The 20,706-nt window shown below is 66.7% G+C and carries 25 protein-coding genes, 1 pseudogene and 1 riboswitch; of the genes and pseudogenes, 12 read left to right on the top strand and 14 right to left on the bottom strand.

The features are described 5' to 3' along the window. Position 1 precedes the first annotated feature (1 nt). The 7 genes from WC555_RS03165 (at position 2) to WC555_RS03135 (ending at position 6,213) form a co-directional block, all read left to right on the top strand. Positions 2-1,441: a bifunctional UDP-sugar hydrolase/5'-nucleotidase gene (locus tag WC555_RS03165; RefSeq protein ID WP_373251072.1), complete on the top strand. Its 1,440-nt coding sequence runs from the start codon at positions 2-4 to the stop codon at positions 1,439-1,441. An 84-nt stretch (positions 1,442-1,525) separates the two neighbouring features. Beyond that, positions 1,526-2,419, top strand: a complete 894-nt coding sequence (locus tag WC555_RS03160; protein WP_305758934.1) for an MBL fold metallo-hydrolase — start codon at positions 1,526-1,528, stop codon at positions 2,417-2,419. A 65-nt stretch (positions 2,420-2,484) separates the two neighbouring features. Further along, a complete protein-coding gene (locus tag WC555_RS03155; protein WP_305758935.1) occupies positions 2,485-2,904 on the top strand; it encodes a TIGR01244 family sulfur transferase in 420 nt (139 codons plus the stop codon). Between the two features lie 31 nt (positions 2,905-2,935). Continuing rightward, positions 2,936-3,730 (top strand): sulfite exporter TauE/SafE family protein, encoded by a 795-nt coding sequence (locus WC555_RS03150; protein WP_373251071.1) that lies wholly within the window; start codon positions 2,936-2,938, stop codon positions 3,728-3,730. A 58-nt stretch (positions 3,731-3,788) separates the two neighbouring features. Beyond that, entirely contained in the window at positions 3,789-4,889 is a 1,101-nt protein-coding gene (locus WC555_RS03145; RefSeq protein ID WP_373251069.1) for a hypothetical protein, read from the top strand. 115 nt (positions 4,890-5,004) lie between these two features. After that, entirely contained in the window at positions 5,005-5,793 is a 789-nt protein-coding gene (locus WC555_RS03140) for a substrate-binding domain-containing protein (protein ID WP_373251067.1), read from the top strand. 33 nt (positions 5,794-5,826) lie between these two features. Beyond that, positions 5,827-6,213 (top strand): DUF302 domain-containing protein, encoded by a 387-nt coding sequence (locus WC555_RS03135; RefSeq protein WP_373251065.1) that lies wholly within the window; start codon positions 5,827-5,829, stop codon positions 6,211-6,213. A 277-nt stretch (positions 6,214-6,490) separates the two neighbouring features. On the opposite strand, the gene WC555_RS03130 is transcribed toward WC555_RS03135, so the two are convergent. Beyond that, a complete protein-coding gene (locus WC555_RS03130) occupies positions 6,491-7,822 on the bottom strand; it encodes an MFS transporter (protein WP_373251063.1) in 1,332 nt (443 codons plus the stop codon). Here WC555_RS03130 and WC555_RS03125 point away from each other — a divergent pair. Further along, positions 7,760-8,173 (top strand): PilZ domain-containing protein, encoded by a 414-nt coding sequence (locus WC555_RS03125; protein WP_373251061.1) that lies wholly within the window; start codon positions 7,760-7,762, stop codon positions 8,171-8,173. The genes WC555_RS03130 and WC555_RS03125 overlap by 63 nt on opposite strands. Positions 8,174-8,321: 148 nt before the next feature. Here the strand turns inward: WC555_RS03125 and WC555_RS03120 are convergent, their stop codons facing one another. From WC555_RS03120 to WC555_RS03090, 7 genes are all read right to left on the bottom strand, one after another. Then, positions 8,322-8,558 carry a hypothetical protein gene (locus WC555_RS03120; protein ID WP_373251059.1) on the bottom strand — a complete coding sequence of 79 codons (237 nt, stop codon included), beginning with the start codon at positions 8,556-8,558 and terminating at the stop codon, positions 8,322-8,324. A 59-nt stretch (positions 8,559-8,617) separates the two neighbouring features. After that, positions 8,618-9,250, bottom strand: coding sequence for an isoprenylcysteine carboxylmethyltransferase family protein (locus WC555_RS03115; protein WP_373251057.1), 633 nt, complete (start codon positions 9,248-9,250; stop codon positions 8,618-8,620). A 105-nt stretch (positions 9,251-9,355) separates the two neighbouring features. After that, positions 9,356-9,532, bottom strand: a complete 177-nt coding sequence (locus tag WC555_RS03110; protein ID WP_373251056.1) for a hypothetical protein — start codon at positions 9,530-9,532, stop codon at positions 9,356-9,358. Next, positions 9,529-10,311: a hypothetical protein gene (locus WC555_RS03105; protein WP_305758942.1), complete on the bottom strand. Its 783-nt coding sequence runs from the start codon at positions 10,309-10,311 to the stop codon at positions 9,529-9,531. The genes WC555_RS03110 and WC555_RS03105 overlap by 4 nt, the downstream gene beginning before the upstream one ends. Continuing rightward, the gene (locus WC555_RS03100; protein WP_305758943.1) at positions 10,308-11,642 is read right to left on the bottom strand and encodes a HAMP domain-containing sensor histidine kinase; all 1,335 of its coding nucleotides are present in this window, start codon (positions 11,640-11,642) and stop codon (positions 10,308-10,310) included. The genes WC555_RS03105 and WC555_RS03100 overlap by 4 nt, the downstream gene beginning before the upstream one ends. Positions 11,643-11,676: 34 nt before the next feature. After that, entirely contained in the window at positions 11,677-12,354 is a 678-nt protein-coding gene (locus WC555_RS03095; RefSeq protein ID WP_305758944.1) for a winged helix-turn-helix domain-containing protein, read from the bottom strand. 52 nt (positions 12,355-12,406) lie between these two features. After that, positions 12,407-12,766, bottom strand: a complete 360-nt coding sequence (locus WC555_RS03090; RefSeq protein ID WP_373251054.1) for a PepSY domain-containing protein — start codon at positions 12,764-12,766, stop codon at positions 12,407-12,409. A gap of 170 nt (positions 12,767-12,936) precedes the next feature. On the opposite strand from WC555_RS03090, the gene WC555_RS03085 reads away from it, so the two are divergent. Beyond that, entirely contained in the window at positions 12,937-13,401 is a 465-nt protein-coding gene (locus tag WC555_RS03085; protein WP_373251052.1) for a DUF1003 domain-containing protein, read from the top strand. Here the strand turns inward: WC555_RS03085 and WC555_RS03080 are convergent. After that, on the bottom strand, positions 13,393-14,034 hold the full coding sequence (locus WC555_RS03080) for a cytochrome b/b6 domain-containing protein (protein WP_373251050.1): 642 nt from the start codon (positions 14,032-14,034) through the stop codon (positions 13,393-13,395). The two genes, WC555_RS03085 and WC555_RS03080, sit on opposite strands and share 9 nt — an antisense overlap. Before the next feature lie 132 nt (positions 14,035-14,166). On the opposite strand from WC555_RS03080, the gene WC555_RS03075 reads away from it, so the two are divergent. Beyond that, positions 14,167-14,859, top strand: coding sequence for a VIT1/CCC1 transporter family protein (locus WC555_RS03075; RefSeq protein ID WP_373251049.1), 693 nt, complete (start codon positions 14,167-14,169; stop codon positions 14,857-14,859). 114 nt (positions 14,860-14,973) lie between these two features. On the opposite strand, the gene WC555_RS03070 is transcribed toward WC555_RS03075, so the two are convergent. The 3 genes from WC555_RS03070 to WC555_RS03060 form a co-directional block, all read right to left on the bottom strand. Next, the gene (locus WC555_RS03070) at positions 14,974-15,213 is read right to left on the bottom strand and encodes a DUF1289 domain-containing protein (protein ID WP_373251047.1); all 240 of its coding nucleotides are present in this window, start codon (positions 15,211-15,213) and stop codon (positions 14,974-14,976) included. After that, complete coding sequence (locus WC555_RS03065) at positions 15,210-17,273, bottom strand: heavy metal translocating P-type ATPase (protein ID WP_373251045.1); 2,064 nt, start codon at positions 17,271-17,273, stop codon at positions 15,210-15,212. The genes WC555_RS03070 and WC555_RS03065 overlap by 4 nt, the downstream gene beginning before the upstream one ends. 127 nt (positions 17,274-17,400) lie before the next feature. Continuing rightward, positions 17,401-17,676, bottom strand: a complete 276-nt coding sequence (locus WC555_RS03060; RefSeq protein ID WP_373251043.1) for a metal/formaldehyde-sensitive transcriptional repressor — start codon at positions 17,674-17,676, stop codon at positions 17,401-17,403. A 53-nt stretch (positions 17,677-17,729) separates the two neighbouring features. Beyond that, positions 17,730-17,894: riboswitch (yybP-ykoY riboswitch) on the top strand. A 5-nt stretch (positions 17,895-17,899) separates the two neighbouring features. On the opposite strand from WC555_RS03060, the gene WC555_RS03055 reads away from it, so the two are divergent. Next, positions 17,900-18,472 (top strand): manganese efflux pump MntP family protein, encoded by a 573-nt coding sequence (locus WC555_RS03055; RefSeq protein WP_373251042.1) that lies wholly within the window; start codon positions 17,900-17,902, stop codon positions 18,470-18,472. Between the two features lie 144 nt (positions 18,473-18,616). On the opposite strand, the gene WC555_RS03050 is transcribed toward WC555_RS03055, so the two are convergent. Then, positions 18,617-18,892, bottom strand: a complete 276-nt coding sequence (locus tag WC555_RS03050) for a metal-sensing transcriptional repressor (protein ID WP_292098942.1) — start codon at positions 18,890-18,892, stop codon at positions 18,617-18,619. Between the two features lie 68 nt (positions 18,893-18,960). Here WC555_RS03050 and WC555_RS03045 point away from each other — a divergent pair, with 68 nt between their 5' ends. Further along, positions 18,961-20,286, top strand: a complete 1,326-nt coding sequence (locus tag WC555_RS03045) for an MFS transporter (protein ID WP_373251041.1) — start codon at positions 18,961-18,963, stop codon at positions 20,284-20,286. A 9-nt stretch (positions 20,287-20,295) separates the two neighbouring features. Here WC555_RS03045 and WC555_RS03040 read toward each other — a convergent pair. Beyond that, positions 20,296-20,706, bottom strand: a pseudogene (locus tag WC555_RS03040) (transmembrane anchor protein); the annotation flags it as partial.

The raw sequence follows: 20,706 nt of genomic DNA, 5'->3' as shown, positions 1-20,706 counted from the left end.
CTTGGCCCATCTGACCCTGCTTCAGCTCAACGACCTGCACGGCTATCTCGAGCCTCATCCAGAACTGGTGCGAACCGGAGGCGGCTGGCGGTTCGAGAGGCTGGGCGGGCTGGCACGCATCGCCTCGATCTTCGCCAAGGCGCGGGTCGAGTCGGAGGGCGCCGTTCTGACCCTGGACAACGGCGACACCTTCCACGGCACCCATGTCGCCCTGGAGTCGAAGGGCGAGGCCCTGGTTCCGTTGATGAACGCCCTGAAGATCGACGCCATGACGGCGCACTGGGAGTTCGCCTATGGGCCGGCCGGATTCGCCAGGCTCGCCGCGCAGCTGGACTATCCGGTGCTGGCCGCCAATGTCTTTCGCAAATCGGACGGCGCTCCAGCCTTTGAGGGGCGTCGCGTGTTCGACCGCGGCGGACTCAAGGTCGGGGTCGTCGGACTGGCCTGTCCCATCGTCGACAAGACCATGCCCCCCAGTTTCAGCGAGGGACTGCGCTTCGAGATCGGCGTCGAGGAATGCCGGGATCACGTCGCGGCGCTGCGCTCGGACGAGGGCGTCGATCTCGTCGTGGTCCTGTCGCACCTCGGCTTTCCCCAGGACGTCCAGCTCGCCAACGACGTGGCGGGCATCGACGTCATCCACAGCGGCCACACCCACAACCGCATGCATGAGCCGGTGGTGGTGAACGGTGCGATCATCTTCCAGTCCGGCTGTCACGGCGCCTTCGTCGGACGGCTCGACCTGGACGTCGAGGCGGGGCGGATCGTCAGCCATCGCCACCAGCTGATCCCCGTTGACGACGGCTGGCCCGAGGATCCGGAGATGGCGGCCCTGGTCGAGAACGCCATGGCGCCGCACCGGGACAGGCTCTCCGAAGTGGTCGGCCGCACGACCCGGCCGCTGCACCGCTACGCCATGCCCAGCGCGCCGATGGACGACGTCCTTCTCGACGCGATCGCGGCGGCGGCCGAGGTCGAGATCGCCTTTTCCAACGGGTGGCGTTACGGCGCGCCGGTCGCGCCAGGCCCGGTGACCCTGAACGATCTCTACAACAACATTCCGATGAACCCGCCGGTCTCCCGGGTCGATCTGACCGGAGCGGAGATTCACGAGCTTCTGGAAGACAATCTCGAGCGCACCTTCGCCGCCGACCCCTATGCCCAGATGGGCGGTTACATAAAGCGCTGCCGCGGCCTGACGGTGTTCGTGAAACTCGAGAACCCGAAGGGCGAGCGCGTCGATCGCCTGTTTGTCGGCGATGAGCCAGTCGATCCGGAGCGCGTCTACCCTTGCGCCTTCGTCACCACCCAGGGCGTGCCCAGGCGATATGGAACCGGGCGTCGCGATCTGCAAATCGATGCGATCACGGCCCTGCGACGCTGGCTGTCAAGGAACGTCGTCGGCGACGGTCTGCGGCCCCCCAGCGTCATTGTCGTCTGACCCTCGCGCCGTTCATCCCGCATCCTTTGCGCAATCATGGAAGTTATTGCGCCTGACGGCATCCGTCACGCCGGAGGATCATCGATGCGATACATCAGCCATGGCGGCGCGCAGGTGGCGGCGCTGCATGACGAGAAGACCGGCAGCTGGCAGTATGTGGTCAGCGATCCGGACTCGGGCGTGGCGGCGATCATCGACCCGGTGTGGGATTTCGACGAAAAGGCCGCCGCCACCTCCACCCGCAATGCCGACGCGCTTGTGGACCATGTCCGCGAGGCCGGCCTGAAGGTGGAGTGGATTCTCGACACCCACCCGCACGCCGACCATTTCTCCGCCGCTCCCTATCTTCACGAGAAGCTCGGGGCACCGACGGCCATTGGCGAAAAGGTTCGGGGCGTCCAGGCCCTGTGGAAGGACATCTACCGGCTCCCCGAAAGCTTTCCGACCGACGGGCGTCAGTGGGACCGGTTGTTCGCCGCCGGCGACACCTTCCGGATCGGCGGACTGGAGGGCCGGGTGATGCTGTCCCCCGGCCACACCCTGGCGTCGATCAGCTATGTCGTCGGCGGCTGCGCCTTCGTGCACGACACCCTGATGATGCCCTATGCGGGCACCTCCCGCGCCGACTTTCCGGGCGGTGACGCCCACGTGCTGTACGGCAGCATCCAGGACATCCTGGCCTTGCCGGAAGAAACCGGCGTCTTCGTCGGCCACGACTACGGGCCGGACGGTCGGGAACCTGCCTGCTTCAGCACCGTGGCCGATCAGCGCCGCGACAACATCCACGTCGGCGGCGGGCGCTCCGAGTCCGAATTCGTCACCCTCAGGGAGGCGAGGGACGCGACCCTGCCGCTGCCCAAACTGATGCTCTACGCCCTTCAGGTGAACATCCGCGGCGGCGTCCTGCCCGAGGCGGAGGCCGACGGTCGTGTGTTCTTCCGTATTCCCGCCAACTATTTTCCGGTCAGCCTGGGTTGAACGACGGACGCCGCAAGGCGCCGCCGCCCTCGCCCCGCCGCCACCCGGCCCAGGAGAGAACCGTCATGGACATTCGCCCGCTCGATGAAACCCTCTCGATCTCGCCGCCGCTGAGTCCGGCGGACCTGCCGTCCCTCGCCGCCCGGGGCTATCGTTCCGTCATCTGCAACCGCCCCGATGGCGAGGCGCCCAGGCAGCCCGCGGCCGCCGAGATCGCCGCCGCGGCCGAGGCCGCCGGTCTTGAGTTTCGCCACATCCCCGTGGTTGGCGACGCGATCGGGGAAGCGGACGTCGCCACCTTCAGGGTAGCGTTGGCCGATCTGCCCGGGCCGATCCTCGGCTTCTGCCGCCCGGGCGCGCGCACGACGAAGCTCTGGGCCCTCGTAGGCAAGGACGAGCAGCGGGCGGCTGCCCTGATCGCGACGGCGAAAGGCGCCGACCATGATGTGACCGGCCTCAAGCCGCGCCTCGAAGGACCCATCTGATGCCCGCGCCCGCGGCCCAGGGACCCGGGCCGTGACGACCCTGAGCCTGCTTCAATATTTCCTCGGTGCCGGCGCCGGCGCGGTCGTGGGTTTCTCGCTCGGCTTGGTCGGCGGCGGAGGATCCATTCTGGCCGTGCCGCTGATCGTCTATCTGGTGGGCGTGAAGGATCCGCATCTGGCGATCGGGACCAGCGCGTTCGCGGTCGCCGCCAACGCCGCCGCCAACCTGGTCAACCATGCGCGCGGCGGCACGGTGAAATGGAAGATCGCCGGCCTGTTCGCCGGGGCCGGCGTGATCGGGGCGCTGGTCGGCTCCACCCTCGGCAAGGCCATAGACGGACAACAGCTGCTGGCCCTGTTCGCGGTGCTGATGCTCGTCGTGGGCGCGCTGATGATGCGCGGCCGATCGGCTTCGGGCGATGCGACGGTCCTGTTGACGCGGCAGAACGCCCCCAAGCTGATCGGCACAGGAACGGCGACCGGCATCCTGTCCGGGTTCTTCGGGATCGGCGGCGGCTTCCTGATCGTGCCCAGCCTGATGTATTCGACTCGCATGCCGATTTATTACGCCGTGGGCTCTTCGCTCGTCGGCGTGACGGCCTTTGGCCTGACCACGGCATTCAACTACGCCATGTCCGGCTGGGTCGACTGGCCGCTGGCCTTCGCCTTCGTCGGCGGCGGCGTGGTGGGCGGGTTGTTCGGCTCGCGACTGGCCAGGCACCTTTCCGACAAGAAGGGCGCGCTGAACTCGGTGTTCGCGGCGCTGATCTTCGTCGTGGCCATCTACATGCTCTATCGAAGCGCCGATGCGCTTGGGTTTGTCTAACCGATGTTTTCAGGCGACCGGAGGTTCTTAAGGCTGGCGTAAGTCTCGGGCGCTCTGGATGACGCCCAATCATCAAAGGAAACGCCAGATGACACAGTTGGTTGACGGCGAAAGAGATTTCACGACCAGGCTCGACCGGCGACGGCTCCTGGCGGTCAGCGTCGCGGCAAGCGCGGCGACCTACGCGGGGATGGCGGTGGCGGGTCCCAGGCCCGCGCCGGGGCTGGAGATCGCGACGGCCCCCAATCCCCATGTGTTTCCGCTGATCCTGGCGATGAGCCTAAATCCCTCGCTTCCAGTGAGACTGCTGCCGATCGCCGAGTCGCGGGACGCCGACGCCCTGTTCGCTTCGGGCGAGGCGGATGCGATGCTGGCGATGACCTATGTCGCCGCCCGGAAGCGTCTGTCCGGCGCCGTTCCCGACCTTCGGCTTCACACCCTCACCACCTGGCGGGGATTTTTCCAGGTCGCGGCCGCCGGGGTGCGAGGTTTCCAGGATCTGAAGGGGCGGACCACCATCGTCAGCGGCCCGGTCGGATCCGGCCGAGGCGGCGGTGGAGACCTGATCTTCCAGGCGGCCGCCCGTCGTCAGGGCATCGACCCGGTCAACGACCTACAGGTGGAGTACCTGCCGATCAAATCGGGCATGCAGCGCATGATGTCGGGCCAGGCCGCCGCCATCACCGTGCCCAGTCCGGGAAGCACCGGCCTGGTCGCGCGATCAAGGACGCCGGCGGCAGCCGGGCCGGCGGCGCCGTTCACGGCCCTGGACCTGCAGGCGATCTTCTCAGGGTTCGCCGCCTTCCCCGCCGACCAGTTACCACTCGGCGGCCTGCATGTTTCGGACAGGGTCTTGGGGGTGAGTGAGAAGCGCCGGCAGCTCGAGGTCGTCGTCGAGGCCTACCGCGACGCCGCGGAGCGGCTAACGGCCGATCCGGCGCTTTACGCGCCGGTGGTCGCGGCCAACTACGGACGGCATTTCGACCGGGTCGGCGCCGGCGGCTTGTCCGCTCCGCTGCTCGCGCGCTCCCTCCACTCAGGCGATCTCGTCTACCGCGCGGAGCGCCCGAATCCCGCGCTTGGACGCGATCTGCGGGCCTGGGTGGGCGAGGTCCTGGATCGACCGGTCGGCGCGGACTTCCTCGTCGAGGGGGGATGAGTAGACCCTGCGAATCTGGTGGCGGCGCGACCGACGGATCAAGGCGACCCGCCGTTCGTTACGGCCCTGCGAGACCGCAACGCGTCGGCCTGGCGCCATCAATAAGGACCGCCCCATGAAGTCGCATATCCTGATCGTCGGCGGCGCGCTCGCGTCGCTCCTGTGGGCCACGGCAGCCCGGGCCGATCCGTTGCATGTCTACGGGCCGGGCGGGCCTGCCCCGGCGATGCGCGAGGCCGCCGAAACCTACACGAGGACGTACGGACGCGAGGTGACCGTCGTCGCCGGTCCGACGCCGCAATGGCTGGCCAACGCCAAGCTGGACGCGGATGTGATCTTCAGCGGCTCGGAGACAATGATGACCGACTTCGTCACCGCCATGGAGGGGCGTATCGAAGCCGCAAACGTCGAGCCCCTCTATCTGCGCCAGGCGGCGATCCTGGTGCGTCCGGGCAACCCGGGTACGATCGAAGGCTTGGCCGACCTGTTCGAGCCGGGCCACCGGATCGTGGTGGTTAACGGCGCAGGACAGGACGGCCTGTGGGAAGACATGGCCGGACGCGCGGGCGACATCCGCAGCGTGCGCGCGCTCAGGAAGAACATCGTCCTGTTCGCTCCCAACAGCGCCGAGGCCAGGACGGCCTGGGTCGCCGACCCCACCCTGGACGCCTGGATCATCTGGAACATCTGGCAGGTGGCCAATCGGGAGGTGGCGGATCTGGTCGAGGTCGAGGAGCCCTACCGGATTTATCGCGACACGGGCGCGGTCGTGACCACGCTGGGGCGCGAGGATTCGGACAGCCAGAAATTTCTGGAGTTCCTTCAATCCCCGGCGGGCGCGGAAATCTTCCAGCGCTGGGGCTGGATGACCGACGCGTCTCAAGATGAGCCCAACGACGATTGATCGCCACGCGATATCTGCAACGGAGACAAAGCCGTGACCTACTATTTTTCCAGGACCCTCGAGGGCGGTTTCGACGAGGTGGTCGGCCGGACTCGCGAGGCGCCGAAGCAGGAAGGTTTCGGGGTCATCACCGAAATAGACGTTCAGGCGACGTTGAAGACCAAGATCGACGTGGACTTCCGACCCTATCTCATCCTGGGCGCCTGCAATCCGGCGATGGCGCATGAGGCGCTGCAATTCGAGGACAAGGTCGGCACCATGCTGCCTTGCAATGTGGTGGTGCAGGAACGCCCGGACGGGATGATCGAGGTCGCCGCGATCGATCCGGTCGCCTCCATGCAGGCGATCGGAAATCCGGCGCTGTCGGACAAGGCGGCGGAGGTCGCGGCGAAGCTTAAGGGGGCGCTGGAGCGGATATGATCTGTTCCCCGGCCTGCAGACAGGCCCCAGGCTGGCGGTTCCCGGGAGGATCCGAGGTCTCACAGACCAGGCCTTGCCTTTCCCTTCAGATCGCGACCATCGCTGAGCGTCGGCGGGCCAGTGCCTTGGCGGCACAGGTGTCCGGCGAACCGCAGAACTTCAACCTCGAGTGCGCCGAAGGCCTTCGAGGAACTCGACGGGGTGGGGCGGATGAAGTCCTCAGCCGACTGATGATTCCAGTGCGGTCGAGGGCGGCGACTAACGGCCAGGAAGCCGCTCAGAGGGCCGCCGTCCCTCCGCCCGGACGACGCGATACCATAGACACAAGCCCTGCCGTCGCCAGCAGGGCGAACACGGCGCCGGCGAGGAAGGTCGTCTCCGGTCCCATCCGGGACCACAGCAAGCCGGCGACGACACTGGCCGCCAGCAAGGTCACGCCGCTGGCGAGATTGAACAGACCAAAGGCCGTTCCACGCATGTGCGACGGGGCCGTATCCACGACCAGAGCCGCCAGCAATCCCTGGGTCAGGCCCATGTGCAGGCCCCACAGGGCGACCCCGATCAGAACACCGGGAATAGTCGCCACGAAGGCAAGGACCAGGTCGGCGGCGATCAGAATCGCGAGGCCCAGGATGAGCAGCCAACGTCGACCCATCCGGTCCGACAGGCTCCCGGCGGGCGCGGCCACGACCGAATAGACCACATTCATCACCACCATCACCACGGGCACAAGAGCGATGGCGAGGCCGACATCCTGCGCCCTCAACACCAGGAAGGCCTCGCTGAACCGCGCCATGGTGAACACCACGCCCAGGGCGACGACAGACCAGAACGCTCCGCCCATCGCGAGCACATCGATCCATCGGATCGGCGGTCGCGGATGACGCACGCCGTCGACGGGGCGGGGCTCCTGGACCGCGAAGATGAGCACCACGACCGCAAGCGCGGCTGGAACCACGGCCCAGGCGAATACCGCGCGGATGTCGCCTGCGAGAACGAACATGAGGCCCATTGCCACGAGGGGGCCGGCGAAAGCGCCGATCGTGTCGAGGGACTGGCGCAGACCGAACGCCGCCCCGCGGATCCCGGGCGGCGCGATGTCGGCGACCAGGGCGTCGCGGGGCGCGCCGCGAATGCCCTTGCCGACGCGGTCCGCGAATCGCGCGCCGAACACCTCGAACGGGGTCACCGCGAGCGGAAAGATCGGCTTGGTCAAGGCGCCCAGGCCATAGCCCGCCACCGCCAGCCATTTGCGGTGGCCAAGGCGGTCGCTGAGCCAGCCGGAGAAAACCCTGGTGATCGACGCCGTGGCCTCGGCGACGCCTTCTAGCAGTCCAACGAGCGCGACGCTCGCGCCAAGGCCGGTCACCAGAAAGACGGGCAGGAGGCTGTGAATCATCTCCGACGAGACGTCCATGAACATGGAGACGAAGCCGATCGCCCAGATGCTTCGGGGGACCGCTCGAAGGCCGGACCTGAGGGGTGCGCTCATGCCGTTGGTCTTAGCCCGGATCGACGCATCCAGACGAGTAGCCGACCGACGCTCATGGTTTTGAAAGCTCGCCCGGGCAAGTTGAGGCCCATGAGGACAGGATCGAAATCCGCCCAAGCCGACGCCGACCGTCGTTCCATTCAACGGGAGCGCTGCGTTTTGCGCTGCCGGATTACTTACGGTCCCTGGAACGAGGTCGTGGACGCGATCCTTCGCGACCTCCACGAGGACGGCGCGCGGCTTCGCCTGAGTTCCCGCGTCGTCTTGACGGGCCGACTGCGCCTGGAGATCCAGCCGGGCGGCGCCGTGCATATGGCGGATGTCGCCTGGCGACGTGGCGATGAAATCGGAGTCCGATTGGTCGAGACGCTTGATGAGACGGTCGAGCGGCAGATCGAGACTCTGCAGCGCGCCGGCGCACGGATGCGTCAATCAAGGTTTCCGGCGCCGAACGACGGCAGCTACTAGCCGCGAACACCGGCGTCAGTGCGGGCAGCGCAGATTTCAGGACCGGCCGATGAGCTGACCGCTTGACGGCACGTCCAACCCAGATGCCCCGGTCCGGCATCGGGTCCAGGCCCGGTCGACCCGGGCGGCCGCAAGCTTTGGACGACCATCAGTGCAGCACTTCGCCGCCGACCGGATCGACCTGGCGAAGTTGGCCGGCCGCGTCCTGGACAAAAACCTCGACCCGAGCGCCCTTGTCGATCAGCGTCGTCGCCCGGACCAACGCGGACTCGATCGCGTCGACGCTGAAGTCGAATTGTCCGGAATTCCGTCCATCGCGGAGAACGCGCCAATCGCCATCGCCGCGGATCACGGTGAACTGGATGACTTCGGGGTCTATGGCCAAGGGATCACTCCTTCCCCCACCGCCCGTGCCGCAAGCGGTCGGGTTCAACCTATCCGGCTTCAGGGCAAGTTCAACAGGACCCTGAGCCAACCGATTTGCTGGAAATGCTCAAGGCTCTCGAACAGGGGGAGGGCCAGCAGCATGACGAAACCGTCTCTGAGCGTCGTGAGGAAGAACCGGGGCCTCACCTCGATGATCTCCTGGTCTCGCCACATCGAGAAATTAGGCCAGAAGCGCGGCGTGCGCGCGACATAGGCTGCGTAGGTCGGCCCGAAGGTGTCGGCGAGCCACGCCTCCTCGCGTTTCACCGTGGCGGCGAACACCAGCACGGCGATCAGGACGAAGAGCCCTGCGATGGTCGCGCTGCCGGTCTGGGCGCCCATGCCGAAGGCGCCGAGGAAGCTGAAGACATAGAGCGGATTGCGGCTGATCGAATAGGGTCCGCGATCGACGATCTCGGCCTTCTTGCGCCCGCCAATGTAGAGCGAGCACCAGGCCCGGCCGACAATGCAGATGATGATCGCCGCCATGCCGAATGTTTCGAGGCCCTCGTGCCATTCCGTCTCGCCGCCGATGGACTGGGTGATCGCGGCCAGGGCCACGACAGACAGGATCGCGACCAGCAGAACGGCCTTGCGGATCAACTGAACGCGGCGGAGGTCGAGGGGTCGAACGGAGTTTGAGGTGGTCATCTGGAACCCGTCTTTGAGTAGCGACCGCACCGCGCCTCACGCGGCGACGATCAGAAGGATAGCGTGTCTGTTCGTCGTCGTCTCAGCGTCTGATCCCTTTGATGATCATGGTGAGACCGCGACGGTGATCGGCTGTGAGACCCGACGCAGATCCGGCTTTGGAAAGGTCCATGAACCGAGGGCGGCACAGAAGAAGGCGGGCAGGGGCCGGCCCGTCAGCCGCCAGTGGAGGCCCAGCGGCTTTTCGGTGCGCTCGCCCGCCTCCGGGCGCGGCGCGGTCAAGCGACGGCTCGCTGCTTTTTGGCCCGGAGGCTCCAGCTCGTCATCAGGACCATGGCGATCAGGATGGCGAGCAACACCGCCGTTGATCCAATGGTGCCGAAGCCGAGGCCGCCCTTGTCCGGCGTCTTGGTGAGCAGGTCGCCCATCGTCGCGCCGAATGGTCGGGTCAGCACGAAGGCGATCCAGAACAGCACCGTGCGCGAGATACGGGTGAAGAAGTAGGCGAGCACAGTCAGGCCGATCCCGGCCGCGATGAGCAGATTGCTGAGTCCGTAGCCGAGACCCGAACTGTCGGCCAGGAAGTCTCCAAGGGCGGTGCCCAGGGTGTTGGAGACGAGGATCGCGATCCAGTAGAAGGTTTCGATCTTCGGATCGCGGATGTGATCGACGGCGATCGAGCCCGTCGTCAGGCGCCAGGCCGCGAGCACGGCGACCAGCGTCGTGGCGATAAGGGTCGCGCCGGTCGCGTAGCCCAGGCCGAGACTTCGATCCATGAAATCCGAGAGGGTCGTGCCCGCCGTGCTCGTGGCGAGGATGACGGCCCAGTACAGGAAGGGGTGGAACCGCCGGGCCCTCAACTGGAGCGTGAGGGCGACGACGAAGAAGCCGATCAACACCACCGAGCTCGCGGCGTAGCCGATGTTGAGCGTCATCGACAGCAGGTCGCCGCCGGTTTCGCCGACGGTGGTGGCGCAGATTTTCATGACCCAGAAGGCGAAGGTGACCGTGGCGACCTTGCTCGCCGTATCTGCGATCGGAGGAGAACCGGCATGGGTCATGCGGCAAGGCTTTCTGTAGTCGCGCGCTCGAACCCGATCGAAGCGACCAGGCCGGGCTCGCCGGATTGAAGTGAAAGTCGGGCGTCGTGCAGGGCGGCGATCGCGGCCACGAGGGCGAGGCCCAGGCCGGAGCCCGGAGATCCACGGCTGTGATCGAGGCGATAGAAGCGCTGGGTGACCTTCGACAAATCGGCCGACGGGATTCCCGGGCCGTTGTCCCGAACCGCGAGGATGACCCTGCCGTCCTCGATGCGGGCGTCGAGGCCGATGTGAGCCGGCGCGGGCGAGTGGACAATCGCGTTTTCGACCAGGTTGGACACCATCTGAACCAGGAGATCCTCATCTCCGGTGATTGCGGCCCCGGTTTCCGTTCTGAACCCCAGCACGTGCCCGGCTTGCTCGGCGACCGGCTGATAGGCCTCGAACACCCGTTGCATCATCTGGCCGGCGTCGATCGGGCCGAAGCTCGACCGTCCGGCGCCCGCCTCGATCTGGGCGATCCGGAGCAGCGCCGCGAAGATGTCGAGCGTCTGGTCGAGCTCTGTGAGGGAGAGATCGACCGTCGCCTGAAAGGCCTCGACCGTGGTGAGGTTCGCCCTCGCATGTTCCAGGCGATGCCGCAGCCGGTTCAGCGGGGTGCGCAGATCGTGGGCGATATCGGACGAGACATGACGTATCGCCTCCATCGAGGCCTCCAGTCGGTCCAGCATGCGATTGAGGTTCCGGCGCAGCGCCTCGAACTCGGTTCCGAGCCCGATCGGCGGCATTCGGTCGCTCAGATGACCCTGCATGATCCGCGCCGTCGCCGCGTTCACGCGGTCGAGCCGGCGGGCCAGGACGGCGCCCGACGCCAATCCTCCGATCGCCGCGAGCACGGTCATGCCGATCACGCCCCAGATCGTGAGGAGCCCCATCCACTCGCGCAGTTCGTGAATGGCGTAGTTGCTCTTGCCGACCACAAGGGAACCCCGTGGGAGTTGAGTGACCAGCACCTCGATCGTGGCCAGTTCGCCGGACGTTTCCCGACCGTCCGGCGGCGCCGGCGCCGTGACCTCGCTGAAGCCTGCGACGGTGGGCCTTGCTGGAAGCCCGCCCGCTAGGACGCGGCCCTCGGCGTCCAGAACGAGGTATTTCAGCGCGTCGGCGGCCTGGATTCGAGACGCGACCCGGCGCGCCAGGATCGCAGGGTTCTCAGCGCCGCCGTCCGACAACAGAATCCGGGTTTCCGTTCGCAAGTCATCGCGGATCGAAGCGTTCGCATAGCTGGCGACCGACCAATAGAAGGCTGTGAACATCAGGGCGCCGCCGAGCGCGAAGATCACGGCGAACACGGCCGCCAGCCGCAGGGCGGACGAGGCCAGGAATCTAGGCGCAGTCATCGATCATGTATCCCGCGCCACGGACCGTATGGATGAGATCCTGACCGAAGGGCCGATCGACCTTGGCCCTGAGCCGGCTCATATGGGCGTCGACCAGATTGGTCTTCGTATCGAAGTGAAATCCCCAGACCTTGTCCAGCAACATGGCCCGGGTGACGACTTGACCGCTATGGCGGACAAGAAACTCCAGAAGCCTGAATTCCTGGGGCGTGAGGTCCAGCCGGGTCGATCCGCGCCGCGCCGTCCGGGCGGCGAGATCAAGCTGCAGATCTCCCACGTCGAGGACGGGTCTCAGATCGATGGACGGCGAGCGCCTGCCCAGGGCCTGCACCCGCGCCAGCAGTTCGCTGAACGCATAGGGCTTGACCAGATAGTCGTCGCCGCCCGCCTCAAAGCCTTCGACACGGTCGCGGACGCCGCCGACCGCGGTCAGGAATATGACGGGCGTGGCCTTGCCCGCGTCGCGAACCGCCCGGACCACGGACAGGCCGTCGCCGCCCGGCACCATACGATCGATGATCAGAACGTCATGCGCGCCCTCGAGCGCCAGATGCAGCCCGTCGTCGGCGTTAGTGGCGAGATCGACCGTATGCCCGGCCTCCGCGAGCCCGCGTTGCACGAACTCGGCGGCCTCGGCGTCATCTTCGAGAAGGAGGAGTTTCATTTGGGCCACTCGGTGAGGAACCGCCGCCCCCCGATGAGGGACGGCGTCCTGGTCAATCGTTGTCTTCGGGACCTTCGTTGGCTTCGTCGGCTTCTTCGGCGACCGCGCTCACCGCCCCGCTGGCGGCATCCACGGCATAGGTGGCGACGCGGTCGCCGCTTGCGATCTCGACTTCCCAGCTACGGCCGTTTTCGTCGTCGAACGAGGCTTCCATGGCCTTGCCCGATCCCTGGCGTTCCCCGATGGCTACGGCTTGGGCCAGCGAGACGCGCGCGCCGTTGACGGCGGCAATCTCATCGCGTTCGTCCTCGCCAGGCGGGCCCGGATTGGCGGCGACCGCCGCCCCGCCGATGGCCGCGGCCGAGATCAGCGCCGCCGCCGACAAACCGAAAATGAGTTTCTTGCGAGTCATGTGACGTCTCCATTCGCCCAGCATCGGGCGTGATCGAACACTAGGCCGGCCAACCTTCGCCAATGCTCTCGCGCGCGTTACAAGTTGGAAACACGCTTGCTCCGGGTTCACCGTGAGGGTCCTGATCGTCGCGACGCGTCTGAGTGTGGAATACAGGCCGAGGAACAATCATGCATCGTCCGACCAACTTGCTCGGCCTGAACGCGCTCAGACAGCGGCGGCCGACCCTTCGGAACATCAACGAACAGACCAGAGAGCGGTTGTCTCCGCTCGACCGCTTCGCCATCACGATCACGACACGGGTCGGAACCATGGGGTTCTTCCTGATGATCGCCACATGGTCGGTTCTCTGGCTCGGCTGGAACCTGCTCGCCCCGGTTCATCTCCGGTTCGACCCCCCGATGGGGTTCGTGCTCTGGCTGTTCATCTCCAATCTCATCCAGATCCTCCTGATGCCGTTGATCATGGTGGGCCAGAACATTCAGGGGCGTCACGCGGAAGCCAGAGCCGACGAGGATTTCGCCGTCAATCAGAAGGCCGAGCTCGAGGTGGAGGAGATCATCCGGCATCTCGAAATCCAAACAGAGATCCTCCAGCGGCTGGACGCCGCGAGCAAAGGCCCTGCGTCAGCGTGACCAGAACATCTGCCGAAAAAGCCGATGGCCCGCGACTTCGTGCAGGATCGCAAGACTGGCGTGACCGATCACATAGGCCCAGACGAGCTTGGATGACGCCTCGTGGACGCTCATGCCCGCGGTTCGGACGGATTCGGGAAGGACGGAGATGAGGCTCATCGTTCCCGTCACCGCCATGACGCTCATGACGATCAAGCCAAGACCGTGGACGGCGTGCGCGAAGGGATGAGAGTCGATGTCAGGCAGTCGTCCACGCCGCCAGGCGGACAGGTGAAGGCGAAAGTCACGCCAGACGGCCAGGGTCGCCTTCGGCGAGAACCATGGAACCAGAAGCCTGAAGCGAGCCTCGCCCCGACGGACCAGGGTCCACAACCAGTAGGCCAGCAGAAGGCCGAGGCTGGTCAGGCCCACCCATTCGTGAAGCTCGAACGCGAAGTTTTCGGCGCGTCCGGGCTTCGGCGCGATCATGAAATTGATGATCACCAGCTGATGGATCACCGCAATGGCCAGGAGCCCGTGCAGGGCTTTGGTCAGCAGGCTTCGGTCTGTTGACATCAGGCAGTCTCCTGGGGGCAGGTCAAGGTTGGCTTCGGTATGACGGCCCCTCTCCTCTATACGCAAATAGTCAGCCAAGCCATCAAACAAATCTATTGTAAAAATGAGAAGAATTCGCGAAACGGCAAGTACTGCCGTGGTCGGTTACTGATAGTATTGACCCGCTCCACCTTTCGGACTCGAAGACGGGGCAAGACAGGAAAGAGCGGGATGCTGTTGCACCGGGAAAGACACCTCGTGGAGAGGATTGGCTGGCTTCGCGCCGCGATCCTCGGCGCCTACGACGGGATCGTTTCCACCGCCAGCCTCATCGTCGGCGTGGCTGCGGCGGCGGCGCGGCCCAGCGACATCTTGCTGACGGGGATCGCCGGTCTGGTCGCGGGCGCGATGTCGATGGCGGCGGGCGAATATGTCTCGGTCAGTTCGCAGGCGGATACCGAGGCGGCGGATCTGGAGCGCGAGGCGGGCGAGATCGCCGCGGACCCGGAAGCCGAGATCGCCGAGCTCGCGGCCATCTACGTCCGACGCGGCCTCAACGACGAAACAGCCACCGCCGTAGCCCATCAGTTGATGGCTCATGACGCGCTGGCTGCTCATGCCCATGACGAGCTTGGTCTGGTTCCCGGAATGAAGGCGCGGCCGGTGCAGGCGGCCCTGACGTCGGCCGTGACATTCTCCGCCGGCGCCGGCTTGCCCCTCCTCATCGCGCTTGGAGCGCCCCCGACCTGGGTCGCGCCGGCCGTGGCGACCGGAGCGCTCGTCTCGCTCGCCGGGCTTGGGGCCATCGGCGCCGCTGCGGGCGGGGCAGGCCGGTTGCGCGCGGCCGGGCGGGTGGCGATCTGGGGCGCTCTGGCCATGGCGGTCACCTCCGCGGTGGGAGCGGCGGTGGGCGCGTCGCTCTGAAGCCCGGCGACCGGAGGCAAGATCGCGACCGCCCGGTAACCGCGAGGCATCCGCACCGCCCGAGCGCGCTCGACCCGTGACGAAGCCCGGGCGTGCTGTTCGCGTCTCCCGGGATCATCTCTCCCGGTTCTGGAACAGATCGGCGGGGGCCGCGGAGGGTCGATCGGCCTGGGATCGCCCCTGATCCTCCAGCCGTCGCAGGCGTCGCGTGAGATCCTTGAGGATCAGCTGTCGGGCCCGTGGCTGCATTTTGCGCCAGGACCGGATCTCCGGAACCGAACGGCCGCAGCCCACGCACCAGCCGGTTCGACCATCGAAGCGACAGACGTCGATGCAGGGCGAATCAGAACTCACGGCATGGCCGCCGCAGGACGGACGCCGATCGGTGTCGGCGCGGGGATCGCCTCATCCGTTCTGGCCACGGCGGGCAGGAGCCGGGCCGAGTTGAGAATGAAGGCGAGCTCCGACGCGACGTGGATGAAGGCGGCGAACAGCGGATTGAGAAAGCCCGCGGCCGCCAGACCGATCCCCAGGGCGTCGATGGCCAGGGTGCCGGCGAAATTCTGCCAGATGATCCGGCGGGTCCGTCGCGCGATCCGCAAGGTGTCGACGAGGCGCACGAGATCATTTCCCAGAAGAACGACATTGGCGCTTTCCTGGGCGACATCCGTTCCCGAGCCCATGGCGATGCCGACGCTCGCGGCGGCGAGCGCGGGGGCGTCATTTACGCCGTCGCCCACCATGGCGACGATCCGCTTCTGCCCCACGAGCGCCTGGATGCGGGCGAGTTTGTCTTCCGGGAGCAGGCCCGCTTCAATGTCCCGAATGCCGAGGTTGGCTCCTACGGCCTGGGCGACGGGAAGGGCGTCGCCGGTCAGCAGAAGGGTGCGGATGCCGAGGCCGTGCAGCCCTTCTATGGCGCGCCTGGCTTCCGGTCGTACGGTGTCGGCGACCGCGATCGCGCCCAGCAGGCAGCCGTTCCGGGCGACGTAGACCTCGGAAGCCGCCTGGACGCCGGCGCTGAGCGTGCCGGGGATCGACACCGCATTGTCCTGCATCCAGGCCTGATTGCCGACAAGGATGACGGAGGAGCCCGCCCTGGCGACGATTCCCCGGCCTGGCGTGTAGGCGAAGTGTTCCGGCTCGGTCACCGTTCGCCCCTGGTTCAGGGCGTAGGCGACGATCGCCTTGCCCAGGGGGTGTTCGGATCGCAACTCGGCGGAAGCCGCCGCGTCGAGAAGGTCGTCCGGCGTTGCGCCGGCCACGGTCACCACCGCCTGGACCTCGGGCCGGCCGAAAGTCAGCGTTCCCGTCTTGTCGAGCACGACAGTATCGACCTTGCCGAGCGTCTCCAGATGGACGCCGCCCTTGATGATCGCGCCGAGCCGGGCGGAGCGACCGATACCGCCGAGGATGGCCAGGGGCGTGCCGGCGGCGATGCCGCAGGCCCCTGCGACGATGACCACGGAAATCGTGGAGTAGATGTTCTGGGTGATCAGATAGGTCAGGACGGCCGAGCCGAGGGCGAAATAGACGAGGTAGCCCGCCATGCGGTCCGCAAGCCGTTGAACCGGCGCTCGGGAGCGCTCCGCGCGCTCCACCGCTTCGATGATCTTGCCGTAGCTCGTGTCCCTGCCGATACGTTCGGCTCGAACTTCGAGCGCGCCGGACTGATTGATGGACCCGGCGAAGACAGCAGTCCCTTCCGTCTTCTCCACCGGCATGGATTCACCGGTGATGCGGGACTCATCGACGAACGAATGGCCTGACAAGACCGCACCATCGACCGGAATACGTCCGCCTGGCGCGACGAGGATCGCATCGCCGATGCTGAGTTCCTCGGCCGAAACGGTCCGGATGGCGCCCGTTCGGCGAACCGAGACCTCGCGGGGCAGGAACTCCAGCAGATCGCGGATGGCCTTTCGGCCGCGGCCGACCGTCAATCCCTCCAGCACCTCGGCCACCAGCACGAAGAGGGTGATGATCAGCGCCGTGAAGAACTCGCCGATCGCCGCCGCGGCCACGATGGCGATCGTCATCGACAGTTCCATGGTCATGCGACGCTGAAGGACGTTCTCGAAGGCCTCCTTCACGATAGGCCAACCGCCCACCAGCAGACCGACGACCCCGATCAGGCTGATCGCTTCAAGCGGCTCCCAAATCCGGAACCACACGAGCGCCGCCGTCACCGCCACGAAACCGATGCGGATCGCCTCCGGCCACTCGAACGGATGCTCGTGATCGTGACCATCGTCGTCGTGGTCATGGTCGTGATCGTGGTGATCGCGGTCATGACCGGCGTCGACAGGGGCGTGCCCGGAACCGTCCTCACAATTCGAGGCGGCCGGGACGATAGTGCGGGCCTCCGCCTGGTCGGTGAGGGCAGGGAGGCTGCGTCCGGATTGATCGCCCATCGGAAAGTCCATTTGCTGGCTGGATGCGGGTGACGTCATGCCGACCCAGTAGGTTTGGCCGGTTGCGCGATCCGGATTTTCCGGTCGCGAGGTCGTTCGTCGGCGGTCGTCGTCGCCATGGGCCCGGCTACTTCGAATAGCGACGAATGATGGTGATCAGTTCGTCGGCCCCGCTCCGGCGCTCGGCCTCGTTAAGATCGGGGCGGGCCACGTGGTGCCGCAGGTGATCCTCGATCAGTTCCTCCAGCAGCCCCCCCATCGCTCCCCGCGCCGCTGCGACCTGCTGCAGAATTTGCGAACAGCCGGCCTCGGACTCGATCGCGCGTTCGATCGCACCCAGCTGTCCCGCAATGCGACGGACCCGGGTTACGAGCTTCTTCTTGTTCGCGGAGGTGTGCGCCATGGATACTCCCCTATAGTATCTTGCAGCGGGGCGCGAGACCCTCTAGAAGACCGCTTCCTGTTGGGGAGTAGCTTCCGGCATTTGATCGCCGGGGTCGGATCAACACACTCGCGTTTCGACGCGTGGTCCGACCAGCGGAACCGCCGCCTAGCGAGACCAGCGCGTCCCACCGCCGCACCGGCCGGAGTGGGAAGCGCTGTCTGTCGCCCGGTGGAAATCCCCAATGACCCCCGTCGCCATCGCTATCCTGTCCCTCAGCATGTCCACGGACGCCTTTGCGGCCGCCGTCGGACGGGGGGCCACGCATCGGCCGACCCTGCCCGGCGCGCTCAAGGCGGGCCTGGTGTTCGGCGTCATCGAGGCCATCACGCCGGTGATCGGCTGGGCGCTCGGCATGGTCGCCGCCGGCCTGGTCGAACGGATCGACCACTGGATCGCTTTCGGCCTCCTGGCCGCCGTGGGCGGCAAGATGATCTGGGAGGCGACCCGCGCCCGAGTTGAGGAGGAGAGCGACGCTCCACGCCGGTCGGGGGCGTGGGGACTGATCGCCACGGCGGTCGGGACCAGCATCGATGCGGCCGCCGTCGGCGTCGGTCTGGCCTTCATCGGCGCCAACATCTGGGTCATCGCCGCTTCGATCGGCTTTACGACCTTCCTGCTGACCACGCTCGGCATGCTGATCGGCCGGGCGGTCGGCCAGCGCTTCGGCAAGATCGCCGAACTCCTCGGAGGTCTGGCGCTGGTCGTCCTCGGGTTGACGATCCTGCTCGAACACCTGGGTGTTTTCGGGGGCTGAAAAGGACGACAGGGCGTGGGTTGAGCATCGGTCGGGGCCATCCTGCGCTCGTCCACTGGCCTGGGCGCACCGGCTCTCGCCTGCCGAGCGGGGCGGGCCGTTCGGAGACTGCGGACGGGCCGACGGCGCGCCGCCTGGCCGCTGTCAGAGATATTTGGTGATCGCCTTGAACGCGGCAACCGCCTGTCGGGCTTCCGCCGGATCGCCGTCCGAAGCGTGCGCGAGGCAATGGTCGATATGATCGTGGATCAGGGTTTTCTTGGCCGCTGCGACCGCCTTTTCGATCGCATGAAGTTGCTGGGCCAGGTCGAGGCAGCTGCGTCCCGCCTCGATCATGCCGATGGTCTTGCGCAGATGCCCCTCGGCGCGTTTCAGCCGATTGACGATCTCGGGGTGGGATTCATGAGCGACGTGAGCCATGATACAATGCTATCCCCCTGGAAGGGATATGGCTAGCGGCTTCATCCGCGCGTTTCAGACGGTTCCTGATGTTCTCTCCACTTCGCCACGCCGGCTATCGCCACCTCTTCATTGCCCAGGTCTCAGCCTTGCTGGGGACCGGGATGGCGACCGTGGCACTCGGGCTGCTGGCTTACGACCTCGCGGGTGCCAGTGCGGGCCAAATCCTCGGCGCGGCGCTGGCGATCAAGATGATCGCCTATATCGGCGTGGCGCCGTTCGCGAGCGCGCTTTCGGCCCGGCTGCCCAGGAAGGTGCTGCTGGTTTCTCTGGACGTCGTCCGCGCCGGCGTGGCCGCCGCCCTGCCGTTCGTCGGCGAGGCCTGGCAGGTTTATGCCCTGATGACCGTGCTCTATGTGGCCTCGGCCGCCTTTACCCCGGCCTTCCAGGCCATGATCCCCGATCTGCTGCCGGACGAAGGGGAATACACCAAGGCCCTGTCTCTCTCGCGGCTCGCCGCCGACCTGGAGAGCGTCGCCAGTCCCGTGCTCGCGGCTCTTCTGCTGGCGGTAATGAGTTACAGCAACCTGTTCGCGGGCACTGCCGTGGGTTTCGTGGTGTCCGCTCTGTTCGTGGTCACCGCTGTCCTGCCCAAGCTCGGCAAGGCGGCCCAGAAGCCCTTCCTGCAACGCCTCACCGGCGGCATGCGCCTGTTCGCCCTGACGCCGCGCCTGCGGGGCCTGCTGGCCATCAGCCTGGCGACCGCGGCTGGCGGAGCCATGGTGTTCGTCAACACCGTCGTTCTCGTTCAGTCGCGCTTTGGTCTGTCTGGCCAGGCGACGGCCTGGGCGCTGGCGGCGTTCGGCGGCGGCTCCATGACCGCGGCGGTGTTTCTGCCGCGCCTGCTCGGTCGGCTGACCGACCGCTCGGCCATGGTGCTTGGCGCGGCGACGATGACCGGAGTGTTGCTGGCCGGGACCTGGTTGGCCGTCAGCTACGTCGCGTTGTTGGCGCTTTGGGTGATCATGGGCTTCGGATATTCGCTGACGATCACCCCGGCGGGGCGGGCTCTGCGCCGGTCGTCCAACGCGGGAGACCGACCAGCCCTGTTCGCGGCGCAGTTCGCCCTGTCCCATGCCTGCTGGCTGATCGCCTACCCCGTGGCGGGTCTGGTCAGCGCCGCCGTCGATCCGGGCGCGGCCTTCCTGGTGCTGGCGGGGCTGTGCGCGACCGGAACTGTCCTGGGCCTGCTGATCTGGCCCGCCCATGACCCCGAGAACCTTCCCCACAGTCATGGGGATATGCCGGCCGACGATCCTCACCGGCGCGAGGGCCGCGGCGAGGATGACGCGGCCCACGCCCACCCCTTCGTCATCGACGAACGCCATGATCGTTGGCCGACGACGAAGAAATGACCCGGTCGCTCAAACGACCCGATTGACCTCGCTGTAGGCGCCCTCGGTGATCAGGGTGATGGTCACGGGTTGGCCCGTCCGATTACGCCAGAACCAGCCGTGACTGCCGGTGAAGGCGGCAGTCAGTTCATCCTCGACCCGCTCGGCCGAGCCCTTGTTATAGCCGTGGTAGGGCGTGCCGGGCCGGTCGGCGTGGGTGTCGTAGTTGATCCGCCCGCCACTGCTGGTCCAGGTGAAACGCGCCGTGGCCCCGGCTTGCATCACCAGCTTGATTTCGGCGCCTTGGTCAGGCGCGAGGGTAAGAACCGTTCGGTCGGAGCGCAGACCGGCCGGGGCCGCTGAGGCGGCCCCGGCCGGCGTCGGCGCCGCCGGCGTCGGCGCCGCCGTCGTCGCGACGGGGGCCGGACCGCCTGCGGCGGC

It is taken from the genome of Brevundimonas sp., from assembly GCF_041648615.1.
Lineage (GTDB): Bacteria > Pseudomonadota > Alphaproteobacteria > Caulobacterales > Caulobacteraceae > Brevundimonas.
This window is presented reverse-complemented; position numbering and strand designations above follow the sequence as displayed.

Coding starts and splice junctions, on each gene's coding strand:
- WC555_RS03160 (WP_305758934.1), top strand. CDS start 1,526: ATGCGATACATCAGCCATGGCGGCGCGCAGGTGGCGGCGCTGCATGAC.
- WC555_RS03155 (WP_305758935.1), top strand. CDS start 2,485: ATGGACATTCGCCCGCTCGATGAAACCCTCTCGATCTCGCCGCCGCTG.
- WC555_RS03145 (WP_373251069.1), top strand. CDS start 3,789: ATGACGCCCAATCATCAAAGGAAACGCCAGATGACACAGTTGGTTGAC.
- WC555_RS03140 (WP_373251067.1), top strand. CDS start 5,005: ATGAAGTCGCATATCCTGATCGTCGGCGGCGCGCTCGCGTCGCTCCTG.
- WC555_RS03125 (WP_373251061.1), top strand. CDS start 7,760: ATGGTTTTGAAAGCTCGCCCGGGCAAGTTGAGGCCCATGAGGACAGGA.
- WC555_RS03115 (WP_373251057.1), bottom strand. CDS start 9,250: ATGACCACCTCAAACTCCGTTCGACCCCTCGACCTCCGCCGCGTTCAG.
- WC555_RS03105 (WP_305758942.1), bottom strand. CDS start 10,311: ATGACCCATGCCGGTTCTCCTCCGATCGCAGATACGGCGAGCAAGGTC.
- WC555_RS03095 (WP_305758944.1), bottom strand. CDS start 12,354: ATGAAACTCCTCCTTCTCGAAGATGACGCCGAGGCCGCCGAGTTCGTG.
- WC555_RS03090 (WP_373251054.1), bottom strand. CDS start 12,766: ATGACTCGCAAGAAACTCATTTTCGGTTTGTCGGCGGCGGCGCTGATC.
- WC555_RS03085 (WP_373251052.1), top strand. CDS start 12,937: ATGCATCGTCCGACCAACTTGCTCGGCCTGAACGCGCTCAGACAGCGG.
- WC555_RS03075 (WP_373251049.1), top strand. CDS start 14,167: ATGCTGTTGCACCGGGAAAGACACCTCGTGGAGAGGATTGGCTGGCTT.
- WC555_RS03065 (WP_373251045.1), bottom strand. CDS start 17,273: ATGGGCGATCAATCCGGACGCAGCCTCCCTGCCCTCACCGACCAGGCG.
- WC555_RS03060 (WP_373251043.1), bottom strand. CDS start 17,676: ATGGCGCACACCTCCGCGAACAAGAAGAAGCTCGTAACCCGGGTCCGT.
- WC555_RS03055 (WP_373251042.1), top strand. CDS start 17,900: ATGACCCCCGTCGCCATCGCTATCCTGTCCCTCAGCATGTCCACGGAC.
- WC555_RS03050 (WP_292098942.1), bottom strand. CDS start 18,892: ATGGCTCACGTCGCTCATGAATCCCACCCCGAGATCGTCAATCGGCTG.
- WC555_RS03045 (WP_373251041.1), top strand. CDS start 18,961: ATGTTCTCTCCACTTCGCCACGCCGGCTATCGCCACCTCTTCATTGCC.